This is a genomic window from Bacteroidota bacterium (genome assembly GCA_039821555.1).
Lineage (GTDB): Bacteria > Bacteroidota > Rhodothermia > Rhodothermales > Rubricoccaceae > JBCBEX01.
The window spans coordinates 1-13,220 of the sequence record JBCBNX010000031.1 but is presented as its reverse complement, the minus strand read 5'-3'; the positions used below and the strand labels follow the sequence as shown (position 1 = coordinate 13,220).

The 13,220-nt window shown below is 67.2% G+C and carries 10 protein-coding genes; 7 read left to right on the top strand and 3 right to left on the bottom strand.

Translation table 11 applies throughout. From position 1 onward, the window contains the following. Nucleotide 1: 1 nt before the first annotated feature. Nucleotides 2–2,035: a M1 family metallopeptidase gene (locus AAFU51_18120; protein MEO1573170.1), complete on the bottom strand. Its 2,034-nt coding sequence runs from the start codon at nt 2,033–2,035 to the stop codon at nt 2–4. 234 nt (nt 2,036–2,269) lie between these two features. Further along, nucleotides 2,270–2,938 carry a 16S rRNA (cytidine(1402)-2'-O)-methyltransferase gene (gene rsmI, locus AAFU51_18115; GenBank protein MEO1573169.1) on the bottom strand — a complete coding sequence of 223 codons (669 nt, stop codon included), beginning with the start codon at nt 2,936–2,938 and terminating at the stop codon, nt 2,270–2,272. 158 nt (nt 2,939–3,096) lie between these two features. Here rsmI and AAFU51_18110 point away from each other — a divergent pair, with 158 nt between their 5' ends. The 5 genes from AAFU51_18110 (at nt 3,097) to AAFU51_18090 (ending at nt 10,143) form a co-directional block, all read left to right on the top strand. Next, nucleotides 3,097–4,299: an endonuclease/exonuclease/phosphatase family protein gene (locus AAFU51_18110; protein ID MEO1573168.1), complete on the top strand. Its 1,203-nt coding sequence runs from the start codon at nt 3,097–3,099 to the stop codon at nt 4,297–4,299. Between the two features lie 289 nt (nt 4,300–4,588). After that, nucleotides 4,589–5,602, top strand: coding sequence for an extracellular solute-binding protein (locus AAFU51_18105; protein ID MEO1573167.1), 1,014 nt, complete (start codon nt 4,589–4,591; stop codon nt 5,600–5,602). A gap of 47 nt (nt 5,603–5,649) precedes the next feature. Then, complete coding sequence (locus AAFU51_18100; GenBank protein ID MEO1573166.1) at nt 5,650–7,227, top strand: iron ABC transporter permease; 1,578 nt, start codon at nt 5,650–5,652, stop codon at nt 7,225–7,227. Between the two features lie 407 nt (nt 7,228–7,634). Then, nucleotides 7,635–9,053: a Na+/H+ antiporter NhaA gene (gene nhaA, locus AAFU51_18095; protein ID MEO1573165.1), complete on the top strand. Its 1,419-nt coding sequence runs from the start codon at nt 7,635–7,637 to the stop codon at nt 9,051–9,053. A gap of 859 nt (nt 9,054–9,912) precedes the next feature. Continuing rightward, the gene (locus AAFU51_18090) at nt 9,913–10,143 is read left to right on the top strand and encodes a hypothetical protein (protein MEO1573164.1); all 231 of its coding nucleotides are present in this window, start codon (nt 9,913–9,915) and stop codon (nt 10,141–10,143) included. Nucleotides 10,144–10,167: 24 nt separating this feature from the next. Here AAFU51_18090 and bshA read toward each other — a convergent pair whose 3' ends face one another. Continuing rightward, entirely contained in the window at nt 10,168–11,379 is a 1,212-nt protein-coding gene (gene bshA / locus AAFU51_18085) for an N-acetyl-alpha-D-glucosaminyl L-malate synthase BshA (protein ID MEO1573163.1), read from the bottom strand. A gap of 347 nt (nt 11,380–11,726) precedes the next feature. Here bshA and AAFU51_18080 point away from each other — a divergent pair, with 347 nt between their 5' ends. Both AAFU51_18080 and AAFU51_18075 read left to right on the top strand, forming a co-directional pair. Next, nucleotides 11,727–12,338 carry a porin family protein gene (locus AAFU51_18080; protein ID MEO1573162.1) on the top strand — a complete coding sequence of 204 codons (612 nt, stop codon included), beginning with the start codon at nt 11,727–11,729 and terminating at the stop codon, nt 12,336–12,338. 74 nt (nt 12,339–12,412) lie between these two features. After that, a complete protein-coding gene (locus AAFU51_18075; protein MEO1573161.1) occupies nt 12,413–13,114 on the top strand; it encodes an outer membrane beta-barrel protein in 702 nt (233 codons plus the stop codon). The last annotated feature ends 106 nt before the right edge of the window (nt 13,115–13,220 follow it).

Below are 13,220 nucleotides of genomic sequence, written 5' to 3'. Positions count from 1 at the left end.
CTCACTCCTCCGTATCCGACGTCTCCGTATCCGACGTCTCCGTATCCGACGCCTTCGTCGCCGCGTCTTCCGCCGTCCACACGTTGCCACGCGGGGTGGTATCCGGGAGGTGGTCGCCGGGGTCGAGTTCGGCGCGTGTGACGGCGCCCTCCTTCGGCGTGACGGCGATCACGGTGTCGGTCGTGTAGAACGCCTCGACGGGGATGCGCTGTATGTCGGTGCTCCCGTCGGCAAAGGTGAACTGCACGTCGATGGGAAAGACGAGGCCGCCGCGGTTCTCGACGCGCGCGCCCGTACCGCCGGCTGGCATCGCTGCGACGCCCGTGATGGCGGCGTCGAACGTCTCGGTGGAGTAGACCCAGCCGCGCCAGAACCAGTCGAGGTCCTCGCCCGCCACGTCTTCGATGGTGCGGAAGAAGTCGGCGGGCTGCGGGTGTTTGTAGGCCCAGCGCTGGATGTAGGCCTTGAACGCGGGGTCGAAGCGATCAGGACCGAGGACGTGGTCGCGGAGGATGAGCAGGCCCTTGGCCGGCTTGCGGTAGGCGAGGAAGCCGAGCGCGTCGCGGCGGATCTGGTCGGGGTACGTCGCCATCGCCTGGTCCTGGGCCCACGGCTGCTGCATGAAGCTCGCCGCCGCGTTCGAGCGCGTGAGACGGACGACGCGCGCGTTCTCGCTGTCGTCGTAGTAGCGCTCGTTGGCCTGCACGCCGAGGAAGCTGTTGAAGCCCTCGTCCATCCAGGCGTGCCGCCGCTCGTCGGAGCCGACGATCATCGGGAACCAGTTGTGCCCCAGTTCATGGTCGACGACGCCGAAGAGGCTCTTGTCGCGCGCGTTGACGCTGGAGAAGTGGAGCATCGGATACTCCATCCCGCCGACGATGCCCGCCACGTTGATCGCGACCGGGTACGGGTAGGGGTACCACATCTCGGAGTGCGTGACGATGGAGAAGCGGCCGTACTCGGTGGCTTCCTCCCAGCCCGGATTCGTCTCCGTGCCGATGCCCTCGTGCGGGTAGGCCGACAGCACGAGCACGTCGTTGGGCGCGCCCGTCTCGTGCGTGGGCGGCGTCGTGTAGCCCGCGCCGTCGAGGATGAACGCGGCGGAGGCGGCCCACGCGACATCGCGGACGTTGTCGGCGTCGAAGCGCCACGTGAGCGTCTGGGACTTCATCGGGCGCGCGGCGGGCGTGCCGACCTCGTCGGGGGCAACGATGTAGACGCGCTCTTCGCTCGTCCGCGCCTCGGCGACGCGGGCCTGCTGCTCGGGTGTGTAGACCTCGCCCTCGTTCGTGAGCGCGCCCGTCGCCACGACGAGCATGTTCGACGGGACCGTCAGTTCGAGGTCGAAGTCGCCGTAGCCGAGGTAGAACTCGCCCTGCCCGAGATAGGGCTGGTGGTTCCAGCCAGCGACATCGTCGAAGACGGCGACCTTCGGATACCACTGCGCGAACTCGTAGACGGTGCCACGCTCGGCCTCGAAGATGCCCATGCGGTCGGCCCCGTAGGGCGGGACGGCGAAGCCGAAGCCCATTGAGATGGTGAGTTGCCCGCCCTCAGCCAGCAGCGGCTCGTCGAGCAGGATCCGCATGCGCGTGTCGGTCACGACGTAGTCCACCGCGGCGGTCGTGCCGCCGTGCGAGACTTGGACGTCGGCGAGCTTGAAGCCGCCCTCGTTGAACGCCCCGCGCCAGCGCGAGCCGGCGGGCGTCGTCGCAGCCCCGCGGCTGTCGTCGGCGAAGAGGTTCTGCTCCAGGTGCAGCCAAAGCACGTCGAGGTCGTGCGGGCTGTTGTTGGTGTAGGTGATCGCGACGGTCCCAGAGACGCGGTGTGTGGTCGTGTCGAGCGCGACGGCGATGCGGTAGTCGGCGCGCTGCTGCCAGTAGTCGGGGCCGGGCGCGCCGTTGGCCGCGCGGACGCCGTTCGGGTCGGGGAGGTCGAGCGGCGCGAACATGGCCCCGTTCGTCTCGTCGAGTTGGGCGAGCGCAGGCGTGGCGACGAGCAGCGCGACGAGTGCGAGGGCAAAGCGGATGGGCATGGCGGTGGGAAGCGACGTGGGGGCCGAGAGGCGGGGAAGCTACGGGCGTGAACGTGCGGATGCTGCCGTGGAGCGCCCTCTGTGCTGATTCGACTCCCCCCGCTTGTATGCCTGAAACGGCATACAAGCTGTCCCCCTCATTGTTGAGGGGGACAGTTTACTGGCGTGAACCTTCGGTTGAGGAGCAGAGCGCGCAGCGCGGAGACGACGCAGAACGGGGGGAGACAGCCACGCCTACGCCGCCCCGCCAACCACGAGCACGATCTCGCCGCGCACCTTCGGCTGGCTACCGTAGTGCTCGGCTAGCTCCGCGAGCGTGCCACGCCGGACCTCCTCAAACGTCTTCGTGAGTTCGCGCGCGACGGCAGCGGGGCGGTCTGCGCCGAGCACGTCGGCGAGTTGGCCGAGCGCTTTCACGAGGCGGTGCGGGCTCTCGTAGAGCACGATGGTGCGCGGCTCGTCGGCAAGCGCCTTGATGCGCGTCTGGCGACCCTTCTTCTGCGGGAGGAAGCCCTCGAACACGAACCGATCGGACGGTAGCCCGCTCGCCACGAGCGCAGGGACGAACGCCGTCGCTCCGGGCAGCGCAACGACGGGGATGCCCGCGTCGTGGCAGGCGCGGACGAGCAGGAAGCCGGGGTCGGAGATGCCCGGCGTGCCCGCGTCCGAGATGAGCGCGACGTGCGTGCCCGCCTCCATCTGAGCGACGAGGCGCGGCGTCTTCTGGTGCTCGTTGTGCGCGTGGAAGCTCGTCGTGGGCGTCTCGACGCCGTAGTGCGCCAGCAGGACGCCCGACGTGCGCGTGTCCTCGCAAGCAATGAGGTCGGCCTCCCTGAGCGTCCGCAGCGCTCGGAACGTCAGGTCTTCGAGGTGCCCGATGGGCGTGGGGACGAGCGTGAGCACAGATCGAGTGTGTGGGTAGGAGGGTGTGGGTGTAGAAGAATGGGAAGATCGGGAGGATCGGCACCCTACGCGAGACTGACCTACACGGGTTGTCGTTGTTTGGTGCGTCTTTTCGTCTCCCCTCGACCCGTCCTTAGCTCATGCGACTTGCTTCGCTCATGCGATCTGCCTCCCTTCTCGTCCTGCTGCTCGGCACGGCACTTTCGCCTCTCGCTGCGCAGGACCTCCCCGCGCAGGGCACCGACGCCACCTTCGACGTGGGCACCTGGAACATCGAGTGGTTCGGAGACAGCGACGACGGGCCGACCAACGAACAGCTGCAACAGGACCGCGCCGCGGCCGTGATCGGGCAGAGCGAGGTCGACCTGTGGTGCCTCCAGGAAATCGCCAGCACGACGGCCTTCGCGAACCTGCTCGCCACGCTCGGCGACGGCTATGCGGGCGTCCTCGCCACCGACTCGGGCCGGCAGCGCCTCGCCTACGTCTACAAGACCGACGTCGTGCAGAACCTCGGCACGCAGCACGTCCTCACCGAGTTCGACTTTGCGTTCGCGGGGCGGCCACCGCTCCAGATGCGCGCCCGCGTGCTCACGCAGACTGACGGCGCACCCACCCAGACCGACGTGCGCGCGCTCTGCTTCCACGCCAAGGCCTTTTCCGACGTCGGCTCGTACAACCGCCGCGTCGACGCCTCGGAGGCGCTGAAGAACTACACCGACAACCTCGCCGCCATCAACACGCAGGTGATGATCCTCGGCGACTACAACGACGAACTCGGCGCGTCTACTTCCAGCGGCCGCACGTCGCCCTACGCCAACTTTGTCGAGGACGACGGCTACGTGTTCGCCTCCGCCGACCTCGACGCGAGCAACACGCCGACGTTCTGCGGCAACTCGTCGTGCTCGGGCGGCTCGACGCTGGACCACATCGCGTTTACGGCCAACCTCGCCGGCCCGTATGTGGAGAGTTCGGGCGACCGCTACGACGAGATCCTGAGTCCGCTCGGAGGCTACACATTCACGGTGTCGGACCACCTCCCCGTCATCGCGCAGTTCAACTTCGGACTTGGAGTCAGCGCCGAGGACGACGCCACGCCGACCCGCTTCGCGCTCGACGCGCCGTTCCCGAACCCGTTCGCTGAGGACGCCACGGTCCGCTTCGCGCTGCCGAGCGCCACGCCTGTGGACCTCGCCGTGTTCGACGCGCTCGGCCGCCGCGTGGCCACACTCGCCTCGGGCACGCACGCCGCCGGGAACCACACGGTCATGTTCGAGGGCGGTGCGCTCCCGCCGGGGCTCTACCTCGTCCGCCTCATCGCTGGCGACGCCACCGCGACACGTCGCCTCGTGCGGGTGCTCTAGGGCGTGTGGACAATCGGTCTGATCGGCGCTCATGGCCTCCGTTCGCCCTCCGCTGCGTTCCACTCGTCCCCCGATCCTACAGGATCGCGCTCCTCGTGCGCCTTTCGGAGACGCAAACGGCGTCTCGTGAGCACCTGACCCGATCAATGTCCACACGCCCTAGCCGCAGGGAGCTTTCTGCCTTGATTTTCACGGCGGCCCCACGGGGTCGCCTTTCTTTTGCGCGGACCGCCTGTCTAGATTGGATCTAGATAAGACACACTCCTCGCCACTCGCCCCCCCTCGCAACATGTACCGTCTCGCCCTGCTTCTGCTGTGTGCCGGGCTGCTCGCCCTGAGCGCCTGCCAGCCCCCTGCCGAACCCAGCGTCTCGGACGCGGCCCCGGTCGTGGACGCGGACGGGCCACTCGTCATCTATTCGGGCCGCAGCCAGTCCCTCATCGAGCCGATCGTGGAGCGCTTCACCGCCGACACGGGCATCGAGGTGCAGACGCGCTTCGGCGGCACGGCTGAGATGGCCGCGGCGCTTGCCGAGGAAGGCGCGCAGTCGCCCGCCGACCTCTTCTGGGCGCAGGACGCGGGCGGCCTCGGCGCGGTCGCCAACCTCCTCGCGGAGCTGCCCGACTCGCTCCTCGCGATGGTACCCGAGCGCTACCAGAGTGACGACGACACCTGGCTCGCCGTGAGCGGCCGCGCCCGCGTGCTCGCCTACAGCCCTGCGCGCGCCGACACGGCCAGCCTGCCCACGAGCGTGCTCGACCTCACCGACGCGCGCTTCGAGGGCCGCGTCGGTTGGGCCCCGACCAACGGCTCGTTCCAGTCCTTCGTGACCGCGATGCGCCAGACCCTCGGCGACGACTCGACGCGCGCCTGGCTCGACGCGATGGACGACAACGGGGCCGTGGCCTACCCGCGCAACTCGGCCATCATCGAGGCGATCGCGAACGGCGAGGTGGACTACGGGCTGCCGAACCACTACTACCTCCTCCGCTACCAGAGCGAGGACCCGAACTACCCCGTCACGCAGACGACCTTTGCCGACGGCGACGTGGGCAACCTCATCAACATCGCGGGCCTCGGGAAGCTGGCCTCTTCGGAGCGTCCCAACGCCGCCGCGACGTTCATCGCCTACCTCCTGGGCGACGAGGCGCAGGCCTACTTTACCGAGGGCACGAAAGAGTACAGCGTCACCGGCGGCGGCACACCCGACACCGTCCTAGGCGCCGCGCCCGCCATCGACCTCAACACGTTGGCCGACCTGGAGGCGACACTCGACCTACTCCGCGACGCGGGGTTGCTGTAGGCAGGGTATTCAGCTGACGGCTCCTGGCCAGCGGCGACACGTCATCCATGCAGATCGCCGAACGCCAACCGCACAAAGCCGATAGCCGGCTCTGGTGGTTTATGCCCGTTGCCCTCGTGGCAGCGGGTGTCCTGGTCCCGGTAGCCTACCTGTTCGTGCGCGCGCTGGCGGCGGACCCGGCGGAGGTGGCCCAGTTGCTCTTCCGGCCGCGGACGCTCGTGCTGCTTAGCAACACATTCGCGCTGAGCGTGAGCGTATGGGCGCTAGCCTCGGCGATTGCGCTGCCGCTGGCGTGGCTCGCGGTGCGGGCGAAGACCAACTATGCGGGCATGCTCACGCTCCTCGGCGTGCTGCCGCTGGCGATCCCCGGCTACGTCACTGCCTACGCCTTGCTCGGGCTCTTCGGCGACTACGGCGTGCTCGCGCGGACCGCCGGCGTGATGCTCCCGCGCCCGAGTGGCTTCGTCGGGGCGACGGCGGCGCTCGGGTTCTACACCGCGCCCTACCTCTTCCTCAACCTGCGCGCGGCTCTTCTCGGCCTCGACCCCGCGCAGGAGGAGGCGGCACGCTCGCTCGGCCTCAGCCCGTGGGCGACGTGGCGGCAGGTCGTGCTCCCGCAGTTGCGCCCGGCGTTCCTCGCTGGGACGCTGTTGGTGCTGCTCCACGTCCTCGGCGACTTCGGTGTGGTGTCGCTGATGCGCTTCGAGACGCTCAGCTACGCGCTCTACGTCCAGTACACCTCGGCGTTCGACCGGACGTATGCCTCGGTGATCGCGCTGGTGCTGATGGTGCTGGCGGCGCTGGTGCTCTGGGGCGAGGCGCGCCTCCTCAAGGGGCTGCGCTTCGCCCGGACGGCGAGTGGCACGGCACGCCCCGTCCCCCGCACGACGCTCGGGCGCTGGACGCCGATCGCCGTCGGCTTCGTCGCACTCGTGGCTCTCGCGACGGTCGTAGCGCCGCTCGTCACGCTGAGCTTCTGGCTCGTGCAAGCCTTTGACCCGGCAGAGTTGCCGAAGCTCGCAGAGGGAGCTTGGAACTCGGTCAAGGCGGCGGCGCCGGCGGCGGTGCTGGCCGTCGCACTCGCGTTCCCGCTGGCGTGGCTCGGCGTCCGCCACGACACGGCGACGAGCCGCGTCGCGGAGCGGATGGCCTACCTCGGCTATGCGACGCCGCCGCTGGCGTTTGCGCTCGCGCTGATTTTCTTCGCGCTCGGCGTGCTTCCGTTCGCCTACCAAACGCTAGGACTGCTCGTGGTCGCCTTCGCGCTGCATTTTTTGGCCGAGGCCATCGGGCCAATCCGGAGCGCGCTCTACCAGACGCCGCCGCGCCTCGAAGACGCAGCGCGGGCGCTCGGACGAACGCGGTTCGGGGCGTTCCGCGCGGTCACGCTGCCGCTTGCGGCGCGCGGGCTGTGGGTCGGCGGGGCGTTCGTCTTCCTCGCTGCGATGAAGGAGTTGCCGATCACGTTCCTCCTCGCCCCGCTCGGCTTCGACACGCTCGCGATGCGCGTCTGGAGCTACACCACGGAGGCGCTCTTCGGGGCCGCCGCGCCGTTTGCCCTCGCCATCGTCGCCATTGCTGCGGCATCGGTGGCCCTGCTGCTACGCCAGGAGCGGCAGGCGTGAGGGGCGTGGCTGCACCGCAACGCGGCCGCCCCACGCCGCAACGTCCAAATCGGCCGAGGCGGGAAACCCTGGTTTTTGCGAAGACGTAAAGCTTCTTTCATTTCCACCTCGCTCCTCGTCCACTGGCACGTCTAGCCTGATGCGTCTGTTCAGCGTGATGGTTTGGGATCCGGTGTTGCGGCCGTGTTCCCCGATCCCGTTCTCCACCGTGGTAGGTCCTCGGCCGGCCTGCCCCCATGGCGCGTGGCGGTCGCGCTGCGCCGTGCTCGAACGGGGCGTCTAGGTTGCGGCGGCACATCGCCGCGTCCCCTTCTGTTTTCGTCGCTTCTGATTGTTCTCCGACGCCCGCCAAGCTTCCTGTAGCGGGCCTCGCCACCACGCCTTACGGCCTTTCACTCCTTTGTCTTATGGCCTCCCACGTTTCCCTGCCGCCCACGCCTGCCTCGCGCCTGATGCGCCCGATCCAGGGCTTCATGCAGAACGCTGCAGCTGGCGGCATCGTCCTGCTCGCCTGCGCCGCCATCGCGCTCATCTGGGCAAACTCGCCCTTCGCGGAGTCGTACTTCGATCTCTGGAAGACCTATTTTACCCTCAACATCGGGATCGTCGAGATCAACAAGCCGCTGATCCTCTGGATCAACGACGGCTTGATGGCCATCTTCTTCTTCCTGATCGGCCTGGAGATCAAACGCGAGGTCCTGGCAGGTGAGCTGAAGTCGCCGAAGAAAGCCGCGCTTGCACTCTCGGCCGCGGTTGGCGGCATGGTCGTACCGGCAGGGTTCTACGTGGCCGCCAACTGGGGCGAGCCGACGCTGAGTGGCTGGGGCGTTCCGATGGCCACGGACATCGCGTTCGCGCTCGGCGTGCTCGCGCTGCTCGGCAGCCGCGCCCCGCTCGCGCTCAAGATCTTCCTGACGGCACTCGCCATCGTGGACGACCTCGGTGCCGTGATGGTAATCGCGCTCTTCTACACGGCCGAGTTGAACCTCAACGCGCTCATGCTCGGCTTCGTCTTCTTTGGCGTGATGCTGGCGGTGAACCGCCTCGGCGTCTCCCGCACGGCGGTCTACGTGGTCCTGGCCCTCGCGCTGTGGGTCTGCTTCCTCAAGTCGGGCGTCCATGCGACGATCGGCGGTGTGATGGCCGCCCTCGCGATCCCGGCGACCCGTCGCCTCGACGCGCCAGGCTTCCTGAAGAAGGCGGACTACTACCTCGATGAGATCCGCGAGGACGCCAAGCCCGGCACCCAGCTGATGACGGCTGACCAGCGCGACGCCGTCCACGCGCTCGAGACGATCTCGAAGGCCGCCGACGCGCCGCTGACGCGCTTCGAGCACGCGCTCCACGGCTGGATCGCCTTCTTCGTGATGCCGGTCTTCGCGCTCGCCAACGCGGGCGTCGCGATCCCGAGCGACTTCGGCGCGCTGCTCGCGAGCCCCGTCATGCTCGGCATCGTGCTCGGCCTCGTCGTCGGTAAGCAGCTCGGCGTGTTCGGCTTCGCCTACGCGGCCGTCAAGCTTGGCATTGCGAGTCTACCCTCGGGCGTGACGTGGAAGCAGGTCTACGGCGTGAGCCTCTTGACTGGTATCGGCTTCACGATGTCGATCTTCATCGCGAACCTCGCCTTCGTGGACGCCGCCGACCTCGACGCGGCCAAGCTCGCGATCCTCATCGCCTCGACGATCTCGGGCGTGGCCGGCTACCTCCTTCTCCGCTCGGCGGGCACGGACATCCCAGCCCAGGCCAGCTTCGAGGACGCCTACACGCTGGAGGAGTACTACCCCGACACGAAGGACGGCGAGGCCAAGCACAGCGTGACGGCGTAGCGCTTTCGCTGCGCGGTGTGAACGTGTGCAGGTATGGACGCAGGAACGTGATTCTGTGTCTATACCTGCTTTCATTTCATGCCCATGGCTCGTCCGTCCAAAAAGCGAGGCTACCGATACATCGTCGTCGACGGCATCGATTATGCCTGGAGGCTAAACACCAGTTCTACGCTTGTCGAGGTCGTCCTAGCAGATACACACAACCAAAAGCTGCTGGTCGACATCGGCTCTGGCAAGATCCCTGGCTCGCTTTCCCACACCGATCTACCTCCGCAGTCACAAGCGTGACACCGAGCATGGTAGAGCAGATTGTCCGCTTTGGCTTGGCTACAGGATGGTACCCTGAGTCACAAGGCGAGCCCCTCAAGATCTGATGGCCTCCACGTCCAAATGCAACAGACGACTAATCCGTGCCCAGTCCACTCGGTGGGTTGCTATGGTGTCATCCTGAATTCGTTTCAGGATTTCTGACGACTGAAGTGTTTTGGGGCACCACTGAGATGCTGAAACCGCAGGGTCACGCCAGTAATCGAGTTCAGCATGACAAGGTCGAAACGCGTGCAGCAGGCGTCCACGCCCTCACGCGTCCACACTCCCGTACTTCTTCTCGCCCAGGGCCATCACACAGGCGCGGGCGGCGGCGTAATAACCCTCGCAGCACGGGACGATGCAGCTAGCCCCGCACTCGTCCACACCAAAGACAACGCGTTGCCAAAGACGACGCGTTGGTAGCCGCATGACCGCTCTGTGGTGCCCTGATGCCTGGGCAGGTACAGACGAAAAACCTACCCGCCCAGGCAATTTCTTTTATGCTTCGGCGTTACGGCCCAGTCCTTTCGTATCGCTAGCCTAGGTTGCCATGAAGTTGCTACTGCTTTCGCTCGCCCTGCTCACCCTCAGCCTTGCTGCCTGTGACAGCAGCAGCATGTCGCCATCGGCGGAGGCACAGTCAGAAACCGCATCTGCCCAAGGCTGGTTTGGCCCTGACGAGTTCGAGGCAGTCGTCCAGCAACTTCCGGCGTTTCTAGCGGAAGCGTGCGCTTCGCCGGAACCTGAACTCGCCGAGTTCTGCGAGCAGATTGACGCCTAGCAGGACCGTGCACGGAGGCTTCCCTCACGCGTCCACGCGTCCGTACTGCTTCTCCTCCCAGCGGGCCATCACGCGGGCGCGGACGGCAGCATAGTAGGCCTCGTAGCGCGGGACGATGCGGCTGACCTCGAAGTCCTCGACGGCGCGGCGGCGGGCGTTGGCGCGCATCGTGTCGTAGAGCGCGTCGTTGGCGAGGATCTCACGCGTGGCGGCGGCCATCGCCTTCACGTCGCCGAGGTCGCACAGGAAGCCGGTCTCGCCGTGCACGTTCAGCTCCGGCAGCCCGCCGATGTTGGACGACACCACGGGCACGCCGCAGGCCATCGCTTCGAGCGCGGCCAGCCCGAACGTCTCGCTGCCGGACGGGATCAGGAAGACATCAGCGATCGAGAGGATCTCCTCGACCGGCTCCTGCTTGCCGAGGAAGCGGATTTCGGAATAGACGCCGAGGTCGCGGGCGAGCTGTTCACACGCGGGGCGATCCGGACCGTCGCCCACGAGAAGGAGCTTCACGGCACCGGGCTGTTCGCCATTGATGCCCTCGGTGTAGAGCTTGTGGAAGACCTTCACCACGTCGGTGGCGCGCTTCACCGGGCGGAAGTTCGAGACGTGCACGAGCAGGCGCTCGCCATTGGGGCAGATGGCCTGCTTGAAGTGCTCGCGCGGGAGCCGCTGGAAGCGCTCGGTGTCCACGAAGTTGGGAATGACTTCGATGGGACACTCCATGCAGAAGTGCTCGTGGGTCTCGCGGCGGAGGTAGTCAGAGACCGCCGTGATGCCGTCCGACTCCGAGAGCGAGTAGTCCACGACCGGGAGGTAGGACGGGTCCTGCCCGACGAGCGTGATGTCGGTGCCGTGGAGCGTGGTGACGATGGGCGTGCGGAGGCCTTCGCGCTGGAGGATGTAGCGCGCGAGCACAGCGCTCGTCGCGTGCGGAATCGCGTAGTGGACGTGCAGCAGGTCGAGGCCCTCGTGGCGGACGACGTCGACCATCTTGCTCGTGAGCGAGAGCGCATAGGGCGGGTACTCGAAGAGCGGGTACGAGTTGACGCGGACCTCGTGGTAGAACAGGTTCTCCGTCACGTGCGCGAGGCGCAGCGGCAGGTCGTAGGCGATGAAGTGGACCTGGTGGCCGCGCGCCGCGAGCGCCTTGCCGAGTTCGGTCGCCACGACGCCGGAGCCGCCGTAGGTGGGATAGCAGGTGATCCCGATTTTGAGGGGCGCGGTCGCGGACATGGCGGTGAGAGGCTAGCCGGGGGAAGTGCTGCCCCTCCCAACGTCGAGCACCGGGGGAGGTTGCGCCCGTTCGTCTCACCCTCGTTCTGTGGTGCTTCCTCGGCAACGGTGCTACCTTTGAGGGTCTGCGCGGGCCGTCGATCCGGGCCCGTGTGACACCCAATCCGCAAGCCTCGTCGAGGTTTGACTCAATTTCGAGGCCAGATTCGGGCGTGTACGTGTGCATGCATGAACGTGTGAAGGTGCTCCTCCTCGTTCATTCGTCCATACGTTCACACCTCCACACTCCAACTCTGCCCACGGAGTTGGGGCGACTTCCCCTCGTGCAACCACACACCTCCGTCCTCATGACGCGCCTCCGCTCGCTCCTGCTCGCCTTCGCGCTCCTCGCGACCTCCGCCGCGCTGACCACCCCCAACGCCTCCGCCCAGATCATCCCGCAGTTCGGCATCGCGGGCGGCCTCAACTTCGGCTCCCTCTCCGACGCGGGCTCGCTCGACATCGGCTCCTCGACCGGCTACCACATCGGCCTCTACGCCCAGGTCGGCGTGGCGAGCTTCGCCGTGCGGCCCGGCGTGTTCTACCAGCGCGTCGGCGACCTCGAACTGCCTACCACCCAAGGCGTCGGCGTTCTGGACGAGTTCTCGGTCAGCTACGTCATCGTCCCCATCGACCTGATCTACAAGCCGCTGCCGACGCCGCTCATCAAGCCCTACCTCCTCGCCGGACCGGAATTCCGCATTGCCACGGGTGACCTCGCCGATGCGGCGTTCGGTGATGACGGCTCGCGCTCGTTCACGACGGCGATCAACATTGGCATCGGCGCACAGTTTGGCGCGGTCATTGGTCCGAAGGTGTTCGGCGAACTCCGCTATGCCTTCGACCTGTCGGGCGTCTCCGAGGGCGACGACTCGGTGAAGGTGAACGTGGTGATGCTGCGCGTCGGCCTCGGTATCTAGCATAACAGCATCTAGCATATCAGCATCTACTAGTGCGCCTGTCCCGCTGACCTCCTCGTCTGATTCTTGTCTCTATGCGTCGTCTTCCTCACGCGACTCGGCCCGTGGCGTCCGTGTTCGGCCTCCTGCTTGCCTTCGTGCTGCTCGGGCCTGACGCTGCGGCGCAGTTCCGCGTCGGCATCGTGGGCGGCGTCAACGCGAGCGCCTTCGACGCGACCGCCGGGGCCGACATCGACGGTGCAGCGGGTGCTCACGTCGGCGTCTTCGTGGACGTGGGCGACGCGCCCATCGCGCTGCGCGTGGGGGCGACCTACGTCTCGGCGGGCACGATCGCGGCGGTGCCGCTCCAGACGGAGATCCGCCCCGACCCGCGCCAGCCCAACCTCGCCGTCGTGATCGGCGACACGCTCGCCAGCGGCTTCGACGTGACGTTCCTGGCGCTGCCCATCGAGCTGCACTACCGCTTCGACGCGCCACGTGTGGAGCCGTACGCCGCCATCGGGCCAGAGCTGCGCATCCCGCTCGGCGACCAGGGGGCCGACATCGAAGACGCGGTCCTCGGCACAGCCGTCGCGTTCAGCGTGGCCGGCGGCGTGCTCTTCCCGCTCGGCCCCCGCTCGCAGGTCTTCGGCGAGATCCGCTACGTCGCCGACGTGTCTGGCTTCACCGACGAGGCGCGCATCGACCCGGATGGGCCCGCCGGGCCGTTCTCGGAGGTCACGGTCGAGTCCTACCAGATCAACCTGTTCAGCCTACGCGTCGGCCTTCTGTTCTGACGTCGGCCTGTGGCGAACGGGACGGTATGATACCATCTCCGGGAGCTTAGTTGCGAGAGCAGGGTGCACGCACCCCCGCTCACCTGCCCCCACACCTCCATGCCCG

What these genes read in the sequence shown, in the direction of transcription:
- AAFU51_18120 (MEO1573170.1), bottom strand. Translation starts at nt 2,035, where the DNA reads ATGCCCATCCGCTTTGCCCTCGCACTCGTCGCGCTGCTCGTCGCCACG.
- AAFU51_18110 (MEO1573168.1), top strand. Translation starts at nt 3,097, where the DNA reads ATGCGATCTGCCTCCCTTCTCGTCCTGCTGCTCGGCACGGCACTTTCG.
- AAFU51_18105 (MEO1573167.1), top strand. Translation starts at nt 4,589, where the DNA reads ATGTACCGTCTCGCCCTGCTTCTGCTGTGTGCCGGGCTGCTCGCCCTG.
- AAFU51_18100 (MEO1573166.1), top strand. Translation starts at nt 5,650, where the DNA reads ATGCAGATCGCCGAACGCCAACCGCACAAAGCCGATAGCCGGCTCTGG.
- nhaA (MEO1573165.1), top strand. Translation starts at nt 7,635, where the DNA reads ATGGCCTCCCACGTTTCCCTGCCGCCCACGCCTGCCTCGCGCCTGATG.
- AAFU51_18090 (MEO1573164.1), top strand. Translation starts at nt 9,913, where the DNA reads ATGAAGTTGCTACTGCTTTCGCTCGCCCTGCTCACCCTCAGCCTTGCT.
- bshA (MEO1573163.1), bottom strand. Translation starts at nt 11,379, where the DNA reads ATGTCCGCGACCGCGCCCCTCAAAATCGGGATCACCTGCTATCCCACC.
- AAFU51_18080 (MEO1573162.1), top strand. Translation starts at nt 11,727, where the DNA reads ATGACGCGCCTCCGCTCGCTCCTGCTCGCCTTCGCGCTCCTCGCGACC.
- AAFU51_18075 (MEO1573161.1), top strand. Translation starts at nt 12,413, where the DNA reads ATGCGTCGTCTTCCTCACGCGACTCGGCCCGTGGCGTCCGTGTTCGGC.